Origin of the sequence: [Bacteroides] pectinophilus (assembly GCA_025146925.1) — a bacterium.
GTDB lineage: Bacteria > Bacillota > Clostridia > Lachnospirales > Lachnospiraceae > Bacteroides_F > Bacteroides_F pectinophilus.
Genome location: CP102260.1, coordinates 1450067 through 1474169, shown reverse-complemented (window position 1 = coordinate 1474169; position 24103 = coordinate 1450067). Strand labels below are relative to the sequence as shown.

Annotated in this window: 21 protein-coding genes and 1 other RNA gene; 3 read left to right on the top strand and 19 right to left on the bottom strand. The window is 41.3% G+C overall.

What is annotated here, in order from left to right; translation table 11 throughout:
- Nucleotides 1–23: 23 nt before the first annotated feature.
- Genes NQ488_06885 through NQ488_06875 form a run of 3 tightly spaced genes read right to left on the bottom strand, consistent with a single transcriptional unit; the run spans nucleotide 24 to nucleotide 2896 of the window.
- A complete protein-coding gene (locus NQ488_06885; protein ID UWN97019.1) occupies nucleotides 24–1454 on the bottom strand; it encodes an aminopeptidase in 1431 nt (476 codons plus the stop codon).
- Between the two features lie 58 nt (nucleotides 1455–1512).
- Nucleotides 1513–2121, bottom strand: coding sequence for an SMC-Scp complex subunit ScpB (gene scpB / locus NQ488_06880; GenBank protein ID UWN97018.1), 609 nt, complete (start codon nucleotides 2119–2121; stop codon nucleotides 1513–1515).
- Complete coding sequence (locus NQ488_06875; protein ID UWN97017.1) at nucleotides 2102–2896, bottom strand: segregation/condensation protein A; 795 nt, start codon at nucleotides 2894–2896, stop codon at nucleotides 2102–2104. The genes scpB and NQ488_06875 overlap by 20 nt, the downstream gene beginning before the upstream one ends.
- 215 nt (nucleotides 2897–3111) lie before the next feature.
- On the opposite strand from NQ488_06875, the gene NQ488_06870 reads away from it, so the two are divergent.
- Nucleotides 3112–3963 carry a YihY/virulence factor BrkB family protein gene (locus tag NQ488_06870; GenBank protein ID UWN97016.1) on the top strand — a complete coding sequence of 284 codons (852 nt, stop codon included), beginning with the start codon at nucleotides 3112–3114 and terminating at the stop codon, nucleotides 3961–3963.
- A gap of 18 nt (nucleotides 3964–3981) precedes the next feature.
- On the opposite strand, the gene NQ488_06865 is transcribed toward NQ488_06870, so the two are convergent.
- The 6 genes from NQ488_06865 to fucO form a co-directional block, all read right to left on the bottom strand.
- Nucleotides 3982–5040 carry a hypothetical protein gene (locus NQ488_06865; GenBank protein UWN97015.1) on the bottom strand — a complete coding sequence of 353 codons (1059 nt, stop codon included), beginning with the start codon at nucleotides 5038–5040 and terminating at the stop codon, nucleotides 3982–3984.
- Nucleotides 5041–5108: 68 nt separating this feature from the next.
- Entirely contained in the window at nucleotides 5109–6356 is a 1248-nt protein-coding gene (locus NQ488_06860; GenBank protein ID UWN97014.1) for a hypothetical protein, read from the bottom strand.
- Between the two features lie 271 nt (nucleotides 6357–6627).
- Nucleotides 6628–8943, bottom strand: a complete 2316-nt coding sequence (locus tag NQ488_06855; protein ID UWN97013.1) for a SpoIID/LytB domain-containing protein — start codon at nucleotides 8941–8943, stop codon at nucleotides 6628–6630.
- Nucleotides 8944–9054: 111 nt separating this feature from the next.
- A non-coding RNA gene (gene ssrS, locus NQ488_06850) (6S RNA) lies at nucleotides 9055–9265 on the bottom strand.
- Between the two features lie 52 nt (nucleotides 9266–9317).
- On the bottom strand, nucleotides 9318–10346 hold the full coding sequence (locus tag NQ488_06845; protein ID UWN97012.1) for an aldo/keto reductase: 1029 nt from the start codon (nucleotides 10344–10346) through the stop codon (nucleotides 9318–9320).
- A gap of 155 nt (nucleotides 10347–10501) precedes the next feature.
- Entirely contained in the window at nucleotides 10502–11647 is a 1146-nt protein-coding gene (gene fucO / locus NQ488_06840; protein ID UWN97011.1) for a lactaldehyde reductase, read from the bottom strand.
- A 196-nt stretch (nucleotides 11648–11843) separates the two neighbouring features.
- On the opposite strand from fucO, the gene NQ488_06835 reads away from it, so the two are divergent.
- Together NQ488_06835 and NQ488_06830 are read left to right on the top strand one after the other, a co-directional pair.
- On the top strand, nucleotides 11844–13097 hold the full coding sequence (locus NQ488_06835; GenBank protein ID UWN97010.1) for a D-alanyl-D-alanine carboxypeptidase: 1254 nt from the start codon (nucleotides 11844–11846) through the stop codon (nucleotides 13095–13097).
- Nucleotides 13098–13153: 56 nt separating this feature from the next.
- Nucleotides 13154–14038 carry a polysaccharide deacetylase family protein gene (locus tag NQ488_06830; protein ID UWN97009.1) on the top strand — a complete coding sequence of 295 codons (885 nt, stop codon included), beginning with the start codon at nucleotides 13154–13156 and terminating at the stop codon, nucleotides 14036–14038.
- 101 nt (nucleotides 14039–14139) lie between these two features.
- On the opposite strand, the gene NQ488_06825 is transcribed toward NQ488_06830, so the two are convergent.
- From NQ488_06825 to NQ488_06780, 10 genes are all read right to left on the bottom strand, one after another.
- A complete protein-coding gene (locus tag NQ488_06825) occupies nucleotides 14140–15222 on the bottom strand; it encodes a type IV pilus twitching motility protein PilT (GenBank protein UWN97008.1) in 1083 nt (360 codons plus the stop codon).
- 66 nt (nucleotides 15223–15288) lie between these two features.
- Entirely contained in the window at nucleotides 15289–16989 is a 1701-nt protein-coding gene (locus tag NQ488_06820) for an ATPase, T2SS/T4P/T4SS family (GenBank protein UWN97007.1), read from the bottom strand.
- Between the two features lie 79 nt (nucleotides 16990–17068).
- Nucleotides 17069–18208: a hypothetical protein gene (locus NQ488_06815; GenBank protein ID UWN97006.1), complete on the bottom strand. Its 1140-nt coding sequence runs from the start codon at nucleotides 18206–18208 to the stop codon at nucleotides 17069–17071.
- 104 nt (nucleotides 18209–18312) lie between these two features.
- Nucleotides 18313–18834: a DUF6465 family protein gene (locus NQ488_06810; protein ID UWN97005.1), complete on the bottom strand. Its 522-nt coding sequence runs from the start codon at nucleotides 18832–18834 to the stop codon at nucleotides 18313–18315.
- 114 nt (nucleotides 18835–18948) lie between these two features.
- Nucleotides 18949–19584, bottom strand: a complete 636-nt coding sequence (gene sigK, locus NQ488_06805) for an RNA polymerase sporulation sigma factor SigK (protein UWN97004.1) — start codon at nucleotides 19582–19584, stop codon at nucleotides 18949–18951.
- 89 nt (nucleotides 19585–19673) lie between these two features.
- Nucleotides 19674–20918, bottom strand: a complete 1245-nt coding sequence (locus NQ488_06800) for a U32 family peptidase (GenBank protein UWN97003.1) — start codon at nucleotides 20916–20918, stop codon at nucleotides 19674–19676.
- Entirely contained in the window at nucleotides 20911–21573 is a 663-nt protein-coding gene (locus NQ488_06795) for an O-methyltransferase (protein UWN97002.1), read from the bottom strand. The genes NQ488_06800 and NQ488_06795 overlap by 8 nt, the downstream gene beginning before the upstream one ends.
- A complete protein-coding gene (locus tag NQ488_06790) occupies nucleotides 21570–21968 on the bottom strand; it encodes an endolytic transglycosylase MltG (GenBank protein ID UWN97001.1) in 399 nt (132 codons plus the stop codon). Before NQ488_06790 ends, NQ488_06795 begins: the two co-directional genes overlap by 4 nt.
- Nucleotides 21969–21996: 28 nt before the next feature.
- Nucleotides 21997–22338 carry a YlbF family regulator gene (locus NQ488_06785; GenBank protein ID UWN97000.1) on the bottom strand — a complete coding sequence of 114 codons (342 nt, stop codon included), beginning with the start codon at nucleotides 22336–22338 and terminating at the stop codon, nucleotides 21997–21999.
- Between the two features lie 12 nt (nucleotides 22339–22350).
- Nucleotides 22351–24021: a ribonuclease J gene (locus tag NQ488_06780; protein ID UWN96999.1), complete on the bottom strand. Its 1671-nt coding sequence runs from the start codon at nucleotides 24019–24021 to the stop codon at nucleotides 22351–22353.
- Nucleotides 24022–24103 lie beyond the last annotated feature (82 nt).

Here is a 24103-nt window from a genome sequence, read left to right as displayed (position 1 = left end):
ATCTTTACAGTTACCTGATTTATTTAGTTACATTTTAAAAATGCTTCGTAGCCCTTAAGTGCCTCATACAGATCTGCCTTGCTTATTACCTCATGCGGTGCGTGCATATTCTGTACGGCTACACCGCTGTCGATTACGTTCATTCCGTAATTGGCAAGTATATATGCGATAGTTCCGCCGCCGCCAAGGTCTACCCTGCCAAGCTCTGCTGTCTGAAATGCGACATCTGCATCACCCATGACCTTTCGCATCTTAGCCATGAATTCAGCACTTGTATCATTAGAACCGCTCTTGCCGCGTGAACCCGTATACTTGTTGAATACCATGCCGCGTCCGAAATAAGCACTGTTCTTCTTCTCATTAACACTTGCGTAATTAGGATCATATGCAGCACTTACATCCGAAGATAGCATCTGTGAATTGCGGAGTGCTCTCTTAAGTCCGAGCTCAGAATACTGACCGCATCTGTCCATGACCTCAGCAACCGCATATTCAAAGAACTTTGACTGCATACCTGTTGCTCCCACACTGCCAATCTCTTCCTTGTCTACAAGAATACATACACCAGTCTTCTTAGGCTTCTTAGAATTGATACATGCTATAAGTGAAGGATATGCACATACTCTGTCATCATGTCCGTAGCCTATAATCATACTTCTGTCAATGCCATAATCCCTTGCCGGACCCGCAGGAACAGCCTCAATCTCTGCTGAGAGAAAATCTTCTTCTTCAATTCCATACTTATCCTTAAGGAGTGCAAGGATATATTTCTTAACCTTGTGCTTCTTATCATCTTCATCATCATCATTATCTGCTGTAACATTGCCAAATTCGAGTGCAGCATCTGTTGCAGGCATACTGCCGACAAGAATGTTAAGGTCCTCGCCCTCTACGACCTTATTGCCCTTCTTCTCGAGCTGCTCCTGTGAAAGATGGATAAGAAGATCTGAGATGCCGACAACAGCATCATTCTCATCCTCACCGATGCTTACATCAACAACTGAGCCGTCCTTAAGCGCAACAACACCATGAAGTGCAAGAGGAACCGTAACCCACTGATATTTCTTGATTCCGCCGTAATAATGTGTATCAAGAAGGACAAGGTCACTGTCCTCATACATAGGATTCTGCTTAAGATCAAGTCTTGGTGAATCTATATGGGCACCGAGAATATTCATGCCATCCTCGATAGGCTCCTTGCCGATATTGAACAGAACAACAGCCTTGCCCATATTAACAGCATATACTCTGTCTCCGGCTTTGAGCTTCTTACCTTTACGCACAATATCCTCAAGATTCTTGTAGCCGGCCTCTTCTGCAATCTCTACAGAACGCTTAACGCACTCACGCTCTGTCTTACACAGGCTGATGAACTTACGGTAATCTTCCGCAAATGTAAATACCTTCTCAAGGTCAGTCTTAGAATACTTTTCCCATGCATTTGATCTTTCCATGATAATCCTCCATTCCTGCCCGGTTAATGGGCATAACATAATTGCCTTATATATCTGCTTATACATCTATATCAAGAGACATCTGACCGTCAATCTGGTCATCAATCTCTTCCATACCTGCCTCAATCTCAGCTTCTTCTTTAAAGTTTTCCATAAGTTCAGCACTTATCTCAGGCAGCTCATCAAGTGACTGGACACCGAATGTCCTTAAGAAATCCTCTGTTGTTCCAAGCAGCATCGGACGTCCCGGAGCATCAAGGCGGCCTACCTCACATGCCAGCCCGTATTCAACGAGTCTGCTTACAGCATGATCGCTGTTAACTCCACGTATCTTCTCAATCTCAAGCTTTGTTACGGGCTGCTTGTATGCTATTATTGACAGTGTCTCCAAAAGTGCATCAGTTAAAACATATTTTCTTGGCTGGGAAGCAACTTTAATCAGAGCATCGTAATATTCAGCCTTGGTACACATCTGAAAGCTGTTCTCAAGCTCTATTATCTTAATACCGCGGTCAGCAGCGTCATATTTATCCATCATATTATGAATAATCCGCTTTGTAGTCTCCGCATCCTGTTCAATTGCAGCCGCAATCTTATCAACCTCAACAGATTCTCCCATTGTAAACAGAACCGCCTCAATCGCAGCTTCAATTCTCTCCAAATCCATCTTCATCCTCCATGCTGCCAATCATGGCAGGGTCATTCTTAACAGTAAGCTGAATATCTGACATTATTCCGTCCTGTTCAACAGACAGAAACCCTGTCTTGATAAGCTCAAGCACAACGAGAAACGTAACAATCGTTGATATCTTTCCGGGTCTGTCCGTAAGAAGCTGTCTGAAACTGAACTTCTCATGCTTCATAAGAAATGACTTAACCTCAACAAGCCTGTCCTCTACAGACACCTCTTCCTTCTTAATCCTGCCGAACTTACTTCGGATAGGATCAATCTTTTCCTCCTGACGCTTCATGACATCCTGAAAAATGCTGTTAAGCCTGGCAAGTGTCATATCACCGACAAGCTCCTCAAGATTAACCGGAGGTCTGTAGCCTGCAACCTCAGGTGGAAGCGTGGACGGCCTGTACATAGACCTCTGTGCGTCAACCTGCCTGTCCTTAAGCTCAAGCGAGGCATATTTGAACATCTTATACTGTAAAAGCTGTTCAACAAGCTCCTGTCTTGGGTCCTCTTCCTCTCCATCCCCGTTAACCTCCTTTGGCAGAAGCATTCTCGACTTTATGTCAAGAAGCGTTGCAGCCATCACAAGGAATTCGCTCACAACATTAAGGTCTTCCTTGTCCATCTGATTAACATATTCCATGTACTGTTCAGCAATCATGGCAATCGGAATATCATATATATTAACTTTATTCTTATCTATCAGGTGCAGAAGCAGATCCAGCGGACCTTCAAACACCTGAAGCTTAACCGGTATTCCCATACATAACTCCATTCATCACGCTGCTATAGCACAAGGCTAAAGCCATGCTTTCCTATTATATATCAATTACATATAAATGTCCAACAAAAAAGAGACTGCATACAGATGTGGATTTATTCCGGATTCACCTTTATGCAGTCTCAATAGTTATATGTGCAGTAAAATATCTGTTATACGCGCAGTGAAAAATTTTTCTGATTGCCAACACAGGAATCATGACATATAATACTATAGTTATGAAAGTAAAATTAAAACCATTTCAGATAATCAATAAAATTAAAAATGATGATCTCCCGGGATACGCTGCGCAGTCAAGTTACTTTATACTGCTCAGTTTTTTTCCGTTTATCACGCTGCTTTTGTCGCTGATTCATTATCTGCCGCTGGAATATGATGTCCTCATGCAGGTTCTTAATGATATCATTCCGGCATATTTTAAGGAAGCTGCAGTATCCTTTGTCGGAGGTCTGTACAATTCTTCTTCGATATCTTTCACTGGTTTTTCGGCAATAGTGACACTCTGGGCTGCCGGACGCGGATTTATGTCCCTTATGAAAGGCTTTAATGCAATACATGGCATAGCTGAAGACCGTAATTTTATCGTAAGAAGGTCTATTTCGTCTGTCCAGACACTCTTATTTATAATAATAATTGCCGCACTGCTTATATTTGTCGTATTCGGTAATAAGCTGCTTGGATTTACATCAAGATATTTTCCTTATCTTGCGATTATCATAGAAGCAGTAATAGACATTAAGTGGCTGTTCTTTCCGGTACTGCTTACACTTGCATTCCTTTTTATGTTTAAATTTATTCCAAGCAGGCGTCTGCCGCTGTTTGCACAGCTTCCGGGTGCTGTTATATCATCTGTCGGCTGGTATGGCTTCTCGCTCATATATGCTGTATATGTTAATAACAACACCTATACTGCTATGTTTGGCGGTCTTGGAACACTTATCCTTGCGCTGGTATGGCTTTACTCATGCATGATGATTCTTTTCTTCGGAGCTGAATTCAATTCTCTCATCAGCCATGATTATGTGTCAGCCCAGCGTATTAAGCACTGAAAAGCAGATTTATGCCATTCAGAGTGTAAACATATTTCCGCTCATCTCCTTTTCAAAACTGAATGCCCTGGTATGCACGTTAAAATTATCAAGATACGCAAGAAGTGTCGCATCAATTGCAGTGCCTGTCCTTAGCATCAGTTCTTTCACGTTAAAATTATCTGCCAGAGGTCCGAGCGATGTTGAATCATTAAATGGCACACCGATTGTCCATGTGTTCCCATTATACCCTATGATGCATATGCCTTTCTGGCTTTCAAGCGGACTCAGATTATCTGTCAGCTTACTTGCATATCTGCTATAAAAAAATGTGAAGTTATCTCCCGGCTTTATTGACCAGTCAGGATTGAGTATGCATATCGAACGATTTACTGCCTGATGATTCCAGCAGCTGTTAAAATCAAGCCCGCCATCAAGGACAAGCGGACTGTTCTTTTCTATATCGTCATAATCAGGACTTTTGATTCCAAACTGCTCTGCTATCTCATCAGCAGTTTCGCGCAACAGCCGCCTTGTCTCCTGGCATCTGTTATAGTAATATGAGTCATAATAGACGTTCCTCTTATTATCTCCAAGCCCATACATCTCTGCTAGCTTATCTCCTTCAAGCATACATGTCTGTGCCATAAAAACTGCATTGTACTTTTGCATGCGCTCATACACTCTGCCTAATATCTGTGAATCTGTCTTACATTCATGATCCTTTAAATAATCCGGATTGCTGTAGAAACTTTTTATGTTATAGAATTCTGAATACATACAGTTTTTCACATCTGTTTCAGTAACCTCGTTCCTGCTGTAAGCATCCATTAAATATATAATTTTAGTGTCTTCTTCACATAGAAAATTTCTCACTTTAGCCTCAGAAATTACACTTTTTGAAGCATTGCTGTAATTATCAGATATAATAGGTGTATTATCATCACCTGATAATTCCAGTGTGTCAACACCGGCATCTTCCTTGCCCACATTTGTATTATATATATCTGTATATGTTGTTCTACTATAATTTTCCGATATCATGTACTGGTTCTCTTCACTGCTATTCTTTACCCTGTTAATCTGCATATCTGCCACCTCGTAATTCTCCTCTATGCACGGATATCATATCCATGCATAGAGGTATTTGTTATAACATTACTTTTTTAATCTCCCAGCTCATAATAATAGTATATCGTCATACCCGGAATAAAACTGAATGATGATGAGGATGCTTTCACACTAATCTGCCAGGTTCCATTTACATTATGATTTCCGGTTGAATCTTTTACATATCCCATATCAATTGATGATCTTGATGATGTTGAAGTTCTCCATGCATTTGTATCCGGTGCCTTTACACGCCAGCCACCTATCATTGATAATCTGATTCCTGATGTTGTTGTTTTCAGGCTGACACTTTCTGCTACAGCTGTCAAAGGAATTTTGTTACCTTTATCTCCAACCTTAATATCTACAGGTACTGAATAATCTGATTGTCTGACATATATTCCTGTTCCTGAATATACAGTAACAGAACCCGGGGCCATTGCAGCTTTGCCTACGCACAGGTTCATTGTATCATCAATGAATTCACCACCATTTATTGCATCAGGCGTATATATAACCATATAATAATCTGTTCCTGATTTTAATGTGATTTTTTTCTTTTCTGCATAACCATAAGATAAGCAGAATTTCCTTCTATGAGCAGTATTATCCTTAATAGAGTTATAATAAGTATTATCAGAATCTCCACTCTCAATTAACTTAAATCTCACCTGCGGATGATGCGACATGAGTGTAATTACAGTATCGCCTCCAGCCGTAAATCTGTACCAGCTTTCCCCTGTATTTGGTGTATAATGTGTCATAAACATATTTCGACTGCTTTCTGTATATCTGTTAAGCCATACCGCATTCTCTTTACCGCTAAGCATCGTCTCTGTATCTGCTTTATTTCCGATACATATTCTGAAACTATTCTGAGTTGAGTTGTATGTTGTAGATTTGACCATAATCGTATAGTCTTCAAATGCTGCGTCAGTTGGTTTGTCTACAAATTTCCAACTTCTGGCATATGTTGAATTTGATGTGAGACTTGCAACTTTATTTCCTGAAGAATCGGTTACAGTCATTTCTGCATCTGACTTGCCTGTCCTTACGAGACAGATTGCTGCCGTATCAAATGATGAATAGTCCACACGGACAATATAATTTTTTATTTCGCCTTTTGCCGAAAAAGAATCATTAATAACCTGATATGTAATACCATTTTCTGCAACATACTCTTCCGCTGCACTATCAATGTAATCTGAATTATCTCTGGCATATGCACTGACCGTAACAAACATGCTCAACAATGTAATAGCACAACAAAATAAAGTATTTAAAATTAATTTTCTAATTTTCATACTGTCATTCTCCTCTATATTTGTATTTTAATTTTTGAGGTAAAAATAGATTTTGCCGGCCAGACCATATTTATTACCTTCGCCAATAATATATAATTATTATGACATTTTTACAATACGTTTTTCCCAAGTGGTACTTTTCCGTTCCCAAGTGGACATGCAGTGCACAGTTTATGCCAATTATTGCTACAATATATGCAAAAAACAGACATATGGAATACTTTACATTCCACATATCTGCCTCTTTCTTTGCACATATTAGTTTAATACACTATTCCGCTGTCTTAAGCTTCGTACCCGGATAGAAGAATTCCAGTACATCCGAATAGCTCATAGCACTGTTTACCATCATATAGACTGCATTCTGGCTCATTCCAATTCCGTGTCCGTAGCCTCCGCCTGTTATCTTAAAGCCTGCACCGTTGTCCGCAGGCTCAAATATACAGAATGCGCTTGGAAGATTTGACATATTCCTGAAGTTTCCTTCAGCAGTCACAAGCGGAACGTCAGCAACACCGAACATATATCTGATATTATTCTCGCCTGATATTCTTACTGTTGCATTGCTTCCCGCAACTATCACTGATACGACAGCTCCGCCTGCCACACGCTTCTCAACTGTTATATTGTTGATTGTACCTACCGTTGATATGCTTTTCTTTATGTAATCTCCCGAATCACTGCGCACAAGAATCTTATCCGGATAAGCGGCTATTCTTCCTGCAAGCTTGCTGTTGAAGCTGTCCGAAAGTTCTTTGGCTGTTACATTAAGCTCCCATCTGTACAGTTCTGAACGTCTGTCATAATCCTTATATTTTGTGTTCTTGATAAATGCCCTGAAGTTATCCTCAACCGTAAGATCCATATTCACAGGCTCACTTCCGACCGCCTGCGATACAAAGTATGGATAATCATCCGGCTCGCTTCCCCAAAGGCTTACATCCGTTGTTACACCACATGAGGTTGAATAATAATAGGTCTGGACAGGTTCATCATTATATGTAAGTATCTCACCCTCAGTCTGCTCTATTGCTTCGTTGGATGCAGCACTGTCAGTCACGTTGTTGTATACCTGATATAGTGTACTGTCATCAAGATGTGCTCCAAGTGACACATAATTATTATTATCAAGCTCCCTGTATACATAGCTTCTTGCACATACAGCCTGAACCTTGAGCGCTTCTGTTCCGTAACTTACAGGCATCTCACTCGGGACAACCCTTTTAAGATACTGTTCAATCGGAACTTCATTAATGATTACAAGTCCGCCTTCCTCGGAGGATATCTCGATTGTTCCGTCGTACTCGGGATTGCCATAGGCACGGCTGACTGACTTAAGTATCACCTTACCGCCGTTATCGGGAACTACCTTCATTCTGCCATTGGTAAGATATACCGATGATGCATCGGCATTTATTATATCGCCGGCTTCATGGCGCTCGGAAGAATCCTCCCTGCTTCCGTATACAATTGTAAATGCACTGCTGCACGTTAATTCTGCCCGTGCATGATAGAGCGAAGCAAAATTGTCCGTCTTAAGGAGTACTCTTACATTATCCGCATTAAGAGGCTTTGTTATTGCTGCACCGCAGATTTTCCCATCTGCCACAATAAAATTCGAAAGGTCATAACCTACTATGAGTGCGCCATAATCTTTTAGTGAAAGCTCTCCATAGGTTCTGTATATTCTGTATCTATCATCAAGAGGCACCTTGCCATAGCCTTCAATCTCTATGTAATCCTTATCGGCAGAAAGAACCTTGCCGCTTATCGTGTCCGTCTTGGTATTGACTGCCGTAACCCTGCCCTGTTCAAGATTAATATCGGCCATTACATTGTCAATATTCTGAGACAGCTTACTGACTTTGTATTCACGTTTTACGCCGCCTACAAATACTGACAGCGTATTGCCGTTTCCATATATCACCCATGCATTGCGCAGAGTAGTCTTGTCCTCCGTCTTCTGCACACACAGAATCTCTTTGCCACGTACAATTAATGTTGCACTTCTGTCGATAGCGTAATCAAGGGCTATTCCTGCAAAATGCATTATACCGTCATCAGTGTATGCCTGCCATTCCGATGCGTTGCCGACATTGGACGGTGTACCTACAACTGTTGTGGTTATACTTGTCACACTGTTTCCGTTAGGCATATATTTCAGAAGTCGTATGTATGCATTTACAAAGTCATTCTTTTTAATTACCGCATTGTCTTTCCCTGTAAGGCTTATTCCGACAGCTTCTGCATCAGAACCGCACTTTGCAGCGAATCTTTTAAAGTCCTTCTCAGTAACATAACCATTTGGATTATCATTTGATATATATCCGTTATTAACAGCATACTGTACATATCCCGTATACCACCCGGAAGCAGCGTCATATGTATTAAAGGCTGCCATCTCATCATCCGTAACACATGCACCGGCTATAAGCTTGGCTGCCTCAGCTCTTGTAATTCCCTTATCTTTCCTGTCCGCAAACATAACAAAATACAACAGCACACACACTGCAACAAGCGCCGCAAATACTGCCGCCATGGTTATAAGCTTAAGTTTCTTTCCGTGAAACCATCCTGATGTATGCATCTGATACCCCCATTTCCAAATATATTACATAAAATATATATAATCATCAGACTGCCATAATATGCACTATACTAAAAGAAGCCCGAACCCTAAGGCTCAAGCTTCTTTTAAAATGCTCCCAAAATGCCGTTTCCCACGATCTCGACGCCTAGCAAAGCTAGGTGGGTAACCGCATGCAATCCGCTGCCTTCCACTGACTGATGCGCTAATGCGCACCGTGACAATTATGTCACCGGAGGCCTGACATTAGATTACAGATATAAGAATCCCTGTCAATAAATGTAGGTTCAAAATAGTGGGTTGGCGAACACCCCAGGAAACATATCATCAAGCACTTCCTGATGTTTATATTATATGCTACTTCCCCAAAAATATCAACACACTTTTACTTTTCCAGAAAGTACATTTTTATAATCTTCAAGATTTTTTGCAAGCAGTGCCGGTGTATCAAGATGATATGGGCACATTGACCTGCAGTGGCCACAGTGCATACAATCCTCTATCTTCATCATCTTTGCCTGCACCTCCGGCGTAAGCTGGAGTTCTGACGGTGAACGTCTGAGAAGGAGTGACATTCTTGCACAGTTATTTATCTCTATTCCTGCCGGACATGGCATGCAATATCCGCAGCCACGGCAGAAATCTCCCTGAAGCTGCTTTCTGTCATTATCAATCAACGCTCTTATGTCATCTGTCATTGCAGGTGGATTAGTTACATATGAAAGAAACTCGTCGAGTTCACTTTCTCTCTGGACGCCCCATATCGGCAGAACATTATCGAACTCAGCTTCAAATGCATATGCAGCCCTTGAATCCGTTATAAGACCGCCTGACAGCGCTTTCATTGCAATAAATCCCATATCTGCCTGTTTGCATTTTGTGACAAGTTCTATATCTTCATCCGACGCAAGATAACAGAACGGAAACTGCAATGTCTCATAAAGACCGGAATCAATTGCCTCATGAGCTACCTTGAGGCGGTGATTCGTTATGCCGATATGCTTTATCATGCCATTCTGCTTTGCTTCAAGCATAGCCTCATAAAGACCTGTACCATCTCCCGGCTTAGGGCAGAATGACGGATTGTGAAACTGATATATGTCGATATAATCTGTCTGAAGATTATCAAGACTTGTTCTTATATCCTTCCGGAATTCATCTGCATTCTTTGCAGCTGTCTTTGTCGCAATAATAACTTTGTCGCGCATCCCCTTGAATGCAAGTCCAAGCTTATGCTCACTGTCTGTATAGAATCTTGCAGTATCAAAGAATGTAACACCGCCGTCATAAGCCTTCTGAAGAATTCTTACAGCTTCGTCATCTGATACACGCTGTATAGGAAGCGCACCAAAACCATTCTTATCCGTAACTATTCCCGTCTTACCAAGCTTTACTGTTGCCATATGTTAATCTCCCATTACGCAGCACCGCAGTGCCGCTCTGATTATAATTACAGAACCGCCAATATGTTCTGAAAAAGGCACCATGCAGGACTCATCTGCATGGTGCCTAATTGTATCACAGCTAATCTTATTAGTCAATTATTATCAGATGCACATCAGATAAGTGACTCGTAAAGCTTAGTGATATCTGCAACACTTGTCTCCTTAGGGTTACCAGGACGGCATGCATCATCATATGCTGACTGTGCAAGGAAAGGTATATCTTCTCTCTTAACGATATCCTTAAGATTCTTAGGAATACCAACATCTTCAGCAAGCTTTCTTACAGCATCGACAGCTGCCTTACGATATTCTTCCTGAGTCATGTTCTCTGTTCCTTCAACGCCCATTGCCTTAGCAATGTCACGATACTTCTCACCTGTTGCTTCTGCATTATATTCCATTACAGTAGGAAGAATGATGGCATTGGCGATTCCATGAGGTGTATCATAGAGAGCACCAAGCGGATGTGCCATTGAATGAACGATACCAAGACCTACATTAGAGAAGCCCATACCTGCCACATACTGACCGAGAGCCATTCCTTCACGTCCTTCAGGTGTATTGGCAACTGCACCTCTGAGTGATCTTGAGATAATCTCGATTGCCTTAAGATGGAACATATCTGAGAGTTCCCATGCTCCTGCTGTTATGTAGCCTTCAATTGCATGTGTAAGTGCATCCATTCCTGTTGCGGCTGTAAGTCCCTTAGGCATTGATGACATCATGTCAGGGTCGATAAATGCAACTACAGGAATATCATGTGGATCAACACATACCATCTTACGATTCTTCTGAGTATCTGTGATTACATAGTTGATTGTAACTTCTGCAGCTGTACCTGCTGTTGTCGGAACTGCAAATATAGGCACTGCCTTATTCTTAGTATCAACTGCACCCTCAAGACTTATTACATCTGCGTGCTCAGGGTTGGCAATTATGATTCCGACAGCCTTAGCTGTATCCATTGATGAACCACCGCCAATTGCAATAATGTAATCAGCTTCTGCCTTCTTATAAGCCTCTACACCTGACTGCACATTCTCAATTGTCGGATTAGGCTTGATGTTGGAATACAATTCATATGCAAGACCTGCTTTGTCAAGTTCGTCAAGAACCTTCTTCGTTACTCCGAACTTAACAAGGTCAGGGTCAGAACATACAAATGCCTTCTTTAATCCACGTCCCTTGGTCTCTGTTGGAATTGCGCTGATTGCGCCTGCTCCGTGATAAGATGTCTCATTAAGAATAAAACGATTCATGAATATATACCTCCTTGAAATAAGTCTTACCTTTAAACTGTTAAAATTATAACACATTTGTTTTTGAAATTAAACACTAAATTGACAAATTTTTCAAAATTTATCTTCAATTTATTATTATTTTATATTTTGTGTACATAAAGTAAAATATTTACACATAGTTTTAAATAATGCTACAGATTGGAAATTATGTCCGATGTCCGTTATTAAAAGGTTACTCATAGTAATTATGGCAGCTCTTCTGTCATTTACAATACCGTTCCAATACCGTATATACGCTGCAGCAACCCGCACACCGGCTGCCCTGTCACAGTTATATGCACGTTACGCCGCACTCATTGATGCCGACAGCGGTCGCGTGTTGTTTGAAAAAAATGGGTATGAAGCAGCTCCCAATGCAAGCACAACCAAAATAATGACATGCCTGCTTGCATTAGAGCTCGGTAATCCGGATGATGTTGTTACCGTATCTTCGTATGCTGCCTCTATGCCCGATGTACAGCTTAATATCAAAAAAGGCGAACACTACAGGCTGAATGACCTTCTCTACTCACTTATGCTGCAGTCACACAATGACAGTGCCGTGGCAATTGCAGAGCACATAGCTTCATCATATCTTGATGGCGGTTCATACCACTCTGATGCAGCAAGCCGTTCATCTGAAGAAAGCCGCAGACTTGTGCAGATATTTGCAGCTGCAATGAATGAACGCGCAGCTGCAATCGGATGTTCAAGTGCACATTTTGTCACACCCAACGGGCTTGATGCAGAGGATGAAAATGGCCCTCATTCTATATCTGCTGTTGATCTTGCAAGAATACTTGCAGTCTGTATACAGAATGAAGAGTTTATACATATAACAAGAACCAGGAATTATTCATTTAACAATCTGGACAATACCGCCACACGCAGTGTGCACAATACTAATGCTTTTCTTGATATGATGGATGGTGTAATATGTGGCAAGACCGGATTCACCGGCAATGCCGGCTACTGCTATACATGTGCATACGCAAGCGACGGAAGACGTTTTGTGAGCGTTGTACTTGCCTGCGGATGGCCCGGCAACAAAACCTATAAATGGAAAGATACACGCAAAATCCTCGAGTATGCAAAAGCTTCTTATTACTACAGGGATATTTTTGTTCCCATTGATGATTATCGCAATATATGCGTTTCTGACGGCACAACCGAATATGTGGAAACATATATACCCGACAGTCTTTCTATGCTGATTGCCGATACAGATGTGGTAAATGTTACATACAATCTCCCGGGTACGATTAAAGCTCCCGTAAATGACAAAGATATCGTCGGAAGTGCAGACATCTATATTAACGATTCATTAACTGCCAGTCTTCCGATATATGCACGCGGCAATTGCACAAAAATTGATTATATTTTCTGTGTAAGGAAAATACTGTTATACTTCACGCTTATGAACTATTGAAAAATCATTAGCTGTATAATATAATATGAAAAAGAATTTTGAAAGGACGCTTGGACATGATAAAGATATACAAAGCATTTCCGGGAGGAAAGCATAAAGTACTTACAATGAGTTATGATGACGGCAAGTTTGCAGACCGTAAGCTTATTGATATTTTTAATAAATATGGCATAAAAGGAACATTCAATCTAAATTCAGGCTTATATAATGACGGCAAGCGTATTGACCCGTCAGAATGGCGTGAATTATATAAAGGACATGAGGTTGCTGCACACACACTCACGCATCCTACTATTGACAGATGCCCTTCTGTCGAGATTGTTCAGGAACTTCTTGAGGACCGCAAGTTTCTTGAGAGCGTAATGGGCTATCCTATCCGTGGCATAGCATATCCTAACGGTTCATACAGCAAGCGCATCGGAAGCATTGCCAGAAGCATCGGCTATGTATATGGCCGTGCTGTAGGTGATTCATACGCAATGGTTCATGCAACTGAGCTCGCCAATAATGATGCACAGGGTCCTGTTCCTGTAGGTGATGAGACAGGCTTTTCTCTTCCGTCTGACTTCATGGAATGGAAAGCAACGTGCCACCATAAGCATAACCTTATGAAGTTTGGCGAGAACTTTAAGGCATTGTATAAAAAACAGTATCTCTATATGATGTATGTATGGGGACATAGCTATGAATTTGAGAATGACAACAACTGGAATCTCATGGATGAGTTCTGTTCACTCATAGGCGGTCAGGATGATATATGGTATGCAACCAATATTGAGATTGTTGATTACATGGATGTGTTTGACAGACTACAGTTTGCCGCAAACTTAAGCTTTGTTTATAACCCGTCCGCTGCATCTGCATGGCTCATTATAAACGACACTCATGTGGTTGAAGTCAAAGGCGGTACTACTGTTGATCTTAAGCAGTATGACAACTGAGAATTGCAATGTCTATTGAAAATTTGTAATGTAAAAAGCTTACATATTCAGGCAATATATTGCCGGATATGTAAGCTTTATTTTTATCATCAGTATGCAGATTAATACATGCTTCCACCCGGAATCTTACGCATCATGAATGCCGAATCCTGTGCAAATGTAATTGCATCATCCCTTGTCACAAGTCCTCTCTGATACAGATCATATATTGCATCATCCATGGTAATCATGCCATCCTTACGGTTAGTCTGGATAATACTCATAATCTGTGGTGTCTTTGATTCACGTATAAGATTGCGGATGGCAGAATTGGCAAACATTACTTCAAATGCTGCAACTCTGGCTCTTCTGTCAGCAGTTGGCATAAGCTGCTGAGATATAACCGCTTCGAGAACCATGGCAAGCTGGACTCTTATCTGCTGCTGCTGATGAGGCGGGAATACGTCTATGATACGGTCAATTGTGGCTGCCGCTCCGATTGTATGCAGTGTTGAAAGAACCAGATGTCCTGTTTCGGCAGCTGTTATTGCTGTTGAAATAGTCTCAAGGTCTCGCATCTCACCTACAAGGATTACATCAGGATCTTCACGGAGCGCAGCTCTTAGTGCCGCTGCATATGAAAGTGTATCAAGTCCGATCTCTCGCTGGTTAATCATGGATTTCCTGTGGTTGTGAAGGTACTCGATAGGATCCTCAAGTGTAATTATATGCGCGTCCCTTGAATCATTAATCTTATCAATTATTGATGCAAGTGTTGTAGACTTACCACTACCTGTAGGCCCTGTTACAAGAATAAGACCTCTCTTTTTCTTGTAAAGTTCAATAACATCCTCTGAAAGACCAAGCTGCTCCGGCTTTGGAATCTGCATTCCTACAATACGGAGAGCACACGCACACGCACCCTTCTGCTTATATGCATTAACACGGAATCGTCCTGTGCTTCCTAGTGCGAATGAAAAGTCAATCTCTCCTCTCTCTTCGTATGCAGCTCTCTGCTTGTCATTCATAAGGCTATACACCATACGCTGTGTATCCTCGGGACTAAGCTCCGGATAGTCAAGCGGAATAAGCGAACCGTTAACTCGAACCATCGGAGGAATACCGACTGTTATATGAATATCAGATGCCCCCATATCTTTTCCTTTGTTGAGCACCTGCTCAACTGTCGCTAAATCTACAACCATTTTATCTTACTCTCCATTCCTATGCATAATCTAATTGCTCATTTATAGTCTTATTCCAGGCAGTTATTACTTCTCAACCTCGTATGTTACCTTAACCATCTCTGACATTGATGTTGTTCCGTCAAGAACATACTTGGCAGCAGACGCCTTAAGGGTACTCATGCCTTCCTCAATTGCCTGCTCCTTAATCTCATCAGCAGACTTACCCCTGGCTATCATCGACTTTATCTTTGGTGTGATAGTCATTATCTCATAGATACCTATACGTCCCTTATAGCCCGTATTATCACACATCTTACATCCACATGGCTCATAAAGTACAATATCTTCTGAAGGATCTACCGCAAGCTCCTCCTTCTCTTCAGCAGTTGCAAGTCTTGGCTTCTTACACTCACACAGTCGTCTGACAAGACGCTGTGCGATAATACCAACAAGTGAGTCTGCGATAAGATATGGCTCAACACCCATATCTGCAAGTCTCGAAATAGAATTGGCAGTACTGTTTGTATGAAGTGTACTTACAACAAGGTGACCTGTGATAGATGCTCTTACGGCAATCTCTGCTGTTTCTGAATCTCGAATCTCACCAATCATGATGATATCAGGATCCTGTCGGAGAATTGAACGAAGTGCATTGGCAAATGTCATGTCTGCCTTATTATTAACCTGTACCTGGTTAATTCCATCTATATTAGCCTCGACAGGGTCTTCTACTGTTATAATATTAACTTCTTCACTATTAAGTGAACTTAAAGCCGTATAAAGTGTTGTAGACTTACCACTACCTGTAGGTCCTGTTACAAGGATAATTCCATGCGGGTTCTTAAGTATGTTATCAAACTTGACAAGATCAGTAGGTGTAAGTCCAAGATCACTCTTCTGCTTCTTGAAGCCTTCCTTGGATGCAAGTCTCATAACGACTTTCTCGCCATATACTGTAGGCAGGTTAGAAACTCGGATATCATACTCTCTGTTATCTACAATTATGGTGATACGACCATCCTGAGGCTTACGCTTTTCGGAAATATCCATTCCCGACATAATCTTAAGTCGTGCAGTAATGGCTCCGAGAAGGGACTTATCATATTCAATTACTTCCCTGAGCACACCGTCGACACGGTATCTGACACGTATAGACTCCTCAAACGGTTCGATATGTATATCGGATGCCCTCTGTCTTGCAGCCTGTTCGATAATGCTGTTAACAAGCTGTACAATAGGTGCATTCTCGACATCTTCCTTACGGAGCTTCTCTTCTTCGCTTTCCTCCTGAACAAGTCCCTGCTCCTTCTTATACATCTCAGCAATATTCTGTGCCTGTTTCTTACCGAATACACGGTCAAAATATGCTCTTATGTCAGAAGCATTAGCAAGATAAGGTGCAACCTGCTTGCCCGTAATAATGTTAATATCATCCATCGCAAGGATATTCATAGGGTCGGCCATTGCAACCTGGATAACACCGGCATTATTCTTGTCATATCTCATTGGAACAAGTGTATACTTACGCATAACTTCTTCCGGTATAAGATCCCTTACATTCTCTTCCGGTTCCTCAACCTGCAGATCAATGAATTCGATATTAAGCATCTCACAAAGGATATCATTAATCTTTTCCTGCGTCACATATCCAAGCTCAACGAGCATCTCACCGAGCATGCGTCCCTTTTCTTTTTGCTCTTTAAGTGCCATATTAAGCTGATTCTGGTTGATAAGTCCTCTGCTCATCAGAACGTCGCCCAGTCTGATCTTTTTCCTGTAATTCATGCTCCCTCTTTCTGCCGGCACTCCGGCCAATCTTTCATAATATTAAAATTATATTACATAATCACAAAATATTCAATCGTTAAGGGACTATTATTTGTGATATTGCATAAGAATCTTCCTTGCTCAATATAACTTTTCCGTATAAATCATTGTAATTAACACCACAGACATATCTTGCAGAGAGGTCGGTATCAGCAATCTCAAACTTTCCATCAGCAGATATTACAATATCTGAGAATTCAAATATAAAACAGATGTCAAGTGTCGATGCTCCATTGGAGATATTGGATTTGAATACCAGATCCAGGTAATTGGCATGCGTAACATCATGATTATCCAGTCTGTACAAAAATAAGGCATCCACAAGTTCAGTGCTGTTGACCCATTCATTATTATACTGGAACAGATACGAGCTGTCTTTGGACGCTTTATAAAGCATACGGAATGTGAGATCTTCCGTCTCTGTCTTTATAGCATCTTTGCATTCACCGATAATATTATCAATTACATTCATATCCAATGCCTGTACAGAATCCGCATAACATGCAACCCTGTCTACATGGAACTGTTTCCGGCTTTCAGCTATTGATATTCCTTGTTCTGCAAGCTCTTCCGCAGATGCTTCACATGTCACGGTTATGACATCCCCGGCTTTTATCCCTGTAGCTTTATCCAGAGTAAAGGCAATATTCTTAAGCCTGTCATCCTGCCATTTGTTGAGGACATTAGCATATGCATCAGGGCTTATTCCCGCAACAACCACTTCAACATTGGCAAATATGTCAATTACGCTTCCATCCCCGAGTCCGCTTACCTCAGCAGCAAACTTTGCTCCGGCAACACGGCATCCTATCTTGTCTGCAAGAGATCTGTCGTAGAGAACGCTTATTGTCACTTTATCACCGTTAGAAAGCTTATCAGCTGCATCAGCGCTGGCACTAATGCCATCAACAAACGTGTCAATATTGCGGATAATAACTGCGTTCTTCTCATTACCGGCAAGTCTTTCATAAAGCTTCTTGGTATCGACCGAGCAGCTGACAGTTCCGGCACCGTCAGCTCCGCCAAAGCTTACGTTAATATAATCAGACATATTAATCTGTCCGCGCCCCCTGTCCATAAAGACAAAAAGAAGCACAGCCGTTATGGCAATGAGTACTCCTATCGTAAGCAGCAGTACCTTTGCATTTATATTTTTATGTTCTTTTTTACCATCCATATTGATTAAAATTATAGCAAAAATGCAGCCGCCACGCAAGGTAACGGCTGCATCTGCTGATTACAATTGTTTTAAATATCTGTAACAGAAATATGTATTATTTATTAAAGACGTACGCTGCCCGGCTTGCCGTTAACAACATAATAAGCAACATTCTCTTCCGGCTTAACATAAATATCCAATGACTTGAATGTCTTCTTACCTGTATCAGCAGCAGCAGCTTCCTTAACCTTAGCAACTATATCATCAGCATTATATTCACGTCCGGCATACTGCAGGAACATGTTAATCTTCTTGTCTGCTGCCTTAGCTGTTGCATCTGCAGTCTTCTTAGCTACTGTTGCCTTAGCTGTCTTTACTGCCTTCTTAACTTCAGCCTTAGCTGCTGTCTTAGCTGTTCTGGCTTTCTTTGGAGCCTCCTTGGCTGCGGCCTTAACTACTTCGGCTTCCTTAACTGCTTCTGCCTTAGTCTCCTTAACTGCATTCACAACAGATGCCTTAACTGAGCCGGCAGCCTCTTTAGCTGCCTCTGTCTTGGTTTCAGCCGGCTTAACTGCCTTAGTCTCTGTCTTAGCTGTCTTCGCTTCTGCCTTTGTATTAACTGCCTTAGTTGTCTTACTTTCCATTAATAACCACCATTCCTTTTTGAATTATTCATACTGTTTGTATACAAGTTCTAATCAATTGGTATTATATACCATAAAAACTTTAATAGCAAATTAAATTTCACTAAACTACCACTAAACCGGCGCTTTAAAAGCAAAGTCCTCTTTCATTTTTTCAAGAGCTCTTTTTTCTATTCTGCTTACATAGCTTCTGCTGATATTCATTTTCTGCGCGATTTCGCGCTGTGTAATCTCCTGTGTCCCGTATAGGCCATATCTCATAATTATAATCTCCCGCTCTCTGTCTGTAAGTTTTTTTTCAACTGCACTATACAGTTTCTTTACATCCTGTCTAAGCTCGTAATCCTCAACAACCGTATCTTCACTTGTTCCTATTATTTCTATAAGATTTATCTCATTGCCTTCTTTGTCCTTACCTACCGGCTCATATATTGAAATCTCCCGGCTTTTTCGCCGGTCGCTTCTTAGCAGCATAAGAAGTTCATTATCAATGCATTTGGCAGCATATGTTGCGAGTCTGATACTTTTGTTCATGTCAAATGTATTAACGGCCTTTATAAGTCCTATCGTTCCTACTGACAGGAGATCTTCCGTATCGCGGTCTGCGCAGGCATATTTTTTCACTATATGTGCAACGAGCCGCATATTCTTTTCGATAAGTTTATTTCTGGCCTCCAGGTCACCTTCCCTGCATTTTTTCAGATATATCTTCTCTTCTTCGCTAGATAACGGCTTATCAAAAATTTTCAAAAGAAAGGCACCCCACCACATCCATTAATATATAATATGTGGTAAAGTGCCGTATGTTGCTTTTCCGATTCAGAGTTTGTTAAGAGTGATTAGTCATGTCTTCTAAGAATATCATATCTGTCAAGCTTTGTTCCGAGATTAATCCAGAGCTTCTGCTTAGGATGAGGTGCGCATTCCATCGAATTACCTTCATCATCCTTAATCTCAATAACACTGCATTCAATGTTAGTGCCATCCGGCTTCATGACTTCTATAGTTTCTCCTACAGAGAACTTGTTTCGCTGTTCAACAGAATACAATCCATCCCCGTTACAGTCACCTACTATGCCGAGATATGTGTATTCATGCTCATATGTATTGCTGTCATAAATCTGCGTATCTTTATCAGGTTTTCCAAAGAAAAATCCCGTTGTATACTGTCTGTAAGTACACTTTGAAATCTCTGATTTGTAGAACGGAATCCTGCTTCTGTAATATTCAGGATCCCTGAGGTAATCATCAATTGCGAGTCTGTATGTCCTTGCAACAGTTGCAACATACAGTGCAGTCTTCATTCTTCCTTCAATCTTAAAACTGTCAATTCCCGCCTCAACAAGCTCAGGAATATGTTCAATCATGCACAGGTCTTTTGAATTGAAGATAAATGTTCCGCGTTCATTCTCATATACAGGCATATACTCGCCCGGTCTTGATTCCTCTACAACAGAATACTTCCATCTGCATGGATGTGTGCAGGCTCCCTGATTGGCATCCCTTCCTGCCATAAAGCTGCTCAGAAGACATCTTCCTGAATATGATATACACATTGCTCCATGTATAAATGTCTCTATCTCAAGGTCATCAGGAATATTCTTTCTTATCGTCTTAATCTCTTCAAGTGAAAGTTCTCTTGCAGTAACAACTCTTCTCGCACCCATCTTATACCAGAAATTAAATGTCGCATAATTGGTATTGTTTGCCTGTGTACTGATATGAATGTCAACATCAGGAAGCACTTCCTTTGCAATTGTGAACATTCCCGGATCAGATATAATCAGGGCATCCATACCTACCTGCTTAAGTTCTTCAAAATATTCCCTTGCACCATCAAGGTCTTTGTTATGGGCGAGAATATTGGCAGTGACATAGACCTTTACATCATGTGCATGTGCGAATTCCACGCCCTCCTTCATCTCTTCAAGTGAAAAGTTCTTTGCTTTTGCTCTGAGACCGAAAGCTTCACCTCCGATATAGACAGCGTCAGCGCCGAACATGACTGCAACCTTGAGCACTTCAAGGCTGCTTGCCGGTATAAGAAGTTCTATATTACGGCCATTGTGAATATGATCAGGCATTATTATCCTCCATTCTTTTTACAGACATTGTAATTCCATCTCCGATAGGAACTATCGATGTTATCAGTTCGTTCATATGCGTAAGTTCATACATATACTCACGCATCCTTGCATGAATTGTTCTGTCACGCCTCGTCACCGCATATCTTGACTCAGCTATGCTGCCTTCCTGCAGTACATTATCCGATATCAGCACTGCTGACGTTTTCATTACCCTTAACACTTCTGGCAGAAAATTAATATACTGAGCTTTGGCTGCATCCATAAAGACAAAGTCATACTCCTGCGAAGGCAGATCTTTCAGTATATTCATTGCGTCGCCCTCAAGAAGCGTAATCTGACTTTCTTTACCGGCTCTCGCAATATTGTGTCTTGCCTGCTCTATGCGGATGTCATAGTTCTCTATCGTTGTTATATGGCAGTCACTGTCTACATTCATACTCATAAGTATTGATGAATATCCGACAGCTGCCCCTACCTCAAGAATGCCTGCGGGCTTTTTGACCGCAAGCATTACTTTAAGGAAATTCTCCATCTCTTTGCGTATAACCGGAACGCCTGCCGCCTTTGCCTCATTCTCAATCTCAGCAAGCACTCCTTCGTTATCTGCATTAAGGGAATTAATATATGATACTATTCTTTCATTAACTATCATTGTGTACCACCATCAGTACCTTCTGTATCCGTACTGCCGCCACAGAGTACCGCAAGTATCTGCGTAGGCTTCATGGATGTATCAACTGTATATGTTCCTGCTTTGCACTTGCCTTTGTATTCAGACAGTGCAAGCTGTGCTTTGAATATAAGCTTGTCTTCGATAAGTCCTCTGTCATACAGGATATCCGTAAGTCTGGAGTCTGTTATATTAACCGGAATAGTCACCTCTACCTGTCTTGCATTCTCCTGGGTATCAACAGACTGTTCATCAAATACTTTTGCGCCAAATGCAAATCCTTTTGCACCTATAAAATATATAAGCACAACAGCTATTATTACTACTATAATGTTCACTATAACGCCAATTCCAAATCTGACATTCTTATCTTCCATTCAAACCACCATTCAAAAATTAATTAACTCAATCAAGAAAATCCACATTCATATCAAGGCATCCGGTAACTGCATTACCTATAGACTGCACCATCCTGGCAAGACAAAGCTCCGCCTGAAGAAAATCACTTACTTCCTGATGCTTTCTTAACTCAGCATAATTCTTACGGAACGTCTCAACACGGTCAAACATTCCGTCTGAATCCTCCGAATTCTGAAGTTCAAAATTCTGTCTGCGGAGTTCATTAGTCTCTCTCAAAAGACCGGGATACTGTTCAAGTATCTTATATGCTTCTTTGTATTCTGCATACTCCCTGCTTGTCCTTATAGCCCTGCACAGTTCATCTGTAAGCCTCTCAACCTCACTCATGCCAATGCCCCCTTAATCATCAACCTCCATAATGATTGGAAGTATTACAGGATTTCTCTTCATCTTCTTCCAGAGAAAATCACTTAATGTATCCTTAATTGTGCCCTTAATCTTACCCCAGTCAGTTACGTTACGGTCGAGGCAGTCAAGTACAGCCTGCTCAATAACAGCCCTGGCTTCTTCCATGAGGCCCTCTGACTCTCTTACATATACAAATCCTCTTGAAACAATATCAGGACCTGCAAGGAGCTGGTTGCTGTACTTCTCAAGCGTAAGTACGACAACGATAATTCCGTTCTCAGCAAGATTCTGTCTGTCTCTTAAGACAATATTACCTACATCTCCGACACCAAGTCCGTCAACAAGTACAGCTCCGGTCTGTACCTTATCAACTACCTCTGCCTTCTCCTGACTCATCTCAAGCACATCACCTGAGTGAAGTACAAATATATCATCCTTGTCAATTCCCAAGCCTTCAGCAAGCTCCTTCTGAGCCATAAGATGTCTGTACTCGCCATGTACTGGAACTGCATACTTAGGCTTTACAAGTGAATATATCAGCTTAATCTCTTCCTCACATGCATGTCCTGATACATGTGTATCCTGGAAGATAACCTTGGCTCCCTTCATTCCGAGCTCATTGATTACTCTTGCAACAGACTTCTCATTGCCCGGAATAGGTGTAGAACTGAATATAACAGTATCTCCCGGCTCAATCGTTACCTTACGGTGAAGGTTCGCTGCCATTCTTGAAAGAGCTGCCATAGACTCACCCTGGCTTCCGGTTGTTATAAGAACAATCTGCTCATTAGCGTAATTCTTCATCTGCTCAGTCTCAATAAGTGTTCCGTCCGGTATATCAAGGTATCCGAGCTCACTTGCAACATTAATAATGTTAACCATGCTTCGTCCCTCAACACACACCTTGCGTCCGTACTTGATGGCACAGTTAATTATCTGCTGTACTCGGTCAACATTAGATGCAAATGTAGCAATAATAAGTCTGCTCTGCTTATTGTCATTAAAAATATTATCAAATGTCTTGCCGACCGTTCTCTCTGACATAGTGAATCCGGGTCTTAAGACATTCGTGCTGTCGCACATAAGTGCAAGGACACCCTTCTTGCCTATCTCACCAAATCTCTGAAGATCTATAGGATCTCCGAATACAGGTGTATAATCGACTTTGAAGTCACCTGTGTGTACTATTACTCCGGCAGGTGTATATATTGCAAGTGCCGAGGCATCAGCAATACTGTGATTAGTCCTGATGAATTCGATTCTGAAGCATCCAAGGTTAATAGACTGTCCGTACTTAACAACCTTGCGCTTCGTCTCATGGAGCATATTGTGCTCTTTTAACTTTGATTCAATAATTGCAGTTGTAAGCTTAGTAGCATATACAGGCACATTAACATCCTTGAGTACGTATGGGAGTGCACCAATATGGTCCTCATGTCCGTGTGTGATAACAAATCCCTTTACCTTGCTGATATTCTCCTTAAGATACGATACATCAGGTATTACAAGATCAATACCAAGCATGTCATCATCAGGAAATGCAAGTCCGCAATCCACGACAATAATACTGTCTTCGGATTCAAAGGCAGTCATGTTCATTCCAATCTGCTCAAGACCTCCCAATGGGATTACTTTAACAGTTCCATCTTTTTCTTTTTTCAAAATAAATACCGTTTCCTTTCTGTACTGCCTGCCATATAACGCATAAAGAAAAAACCTGCCTATGACATTACATACGCAGCGG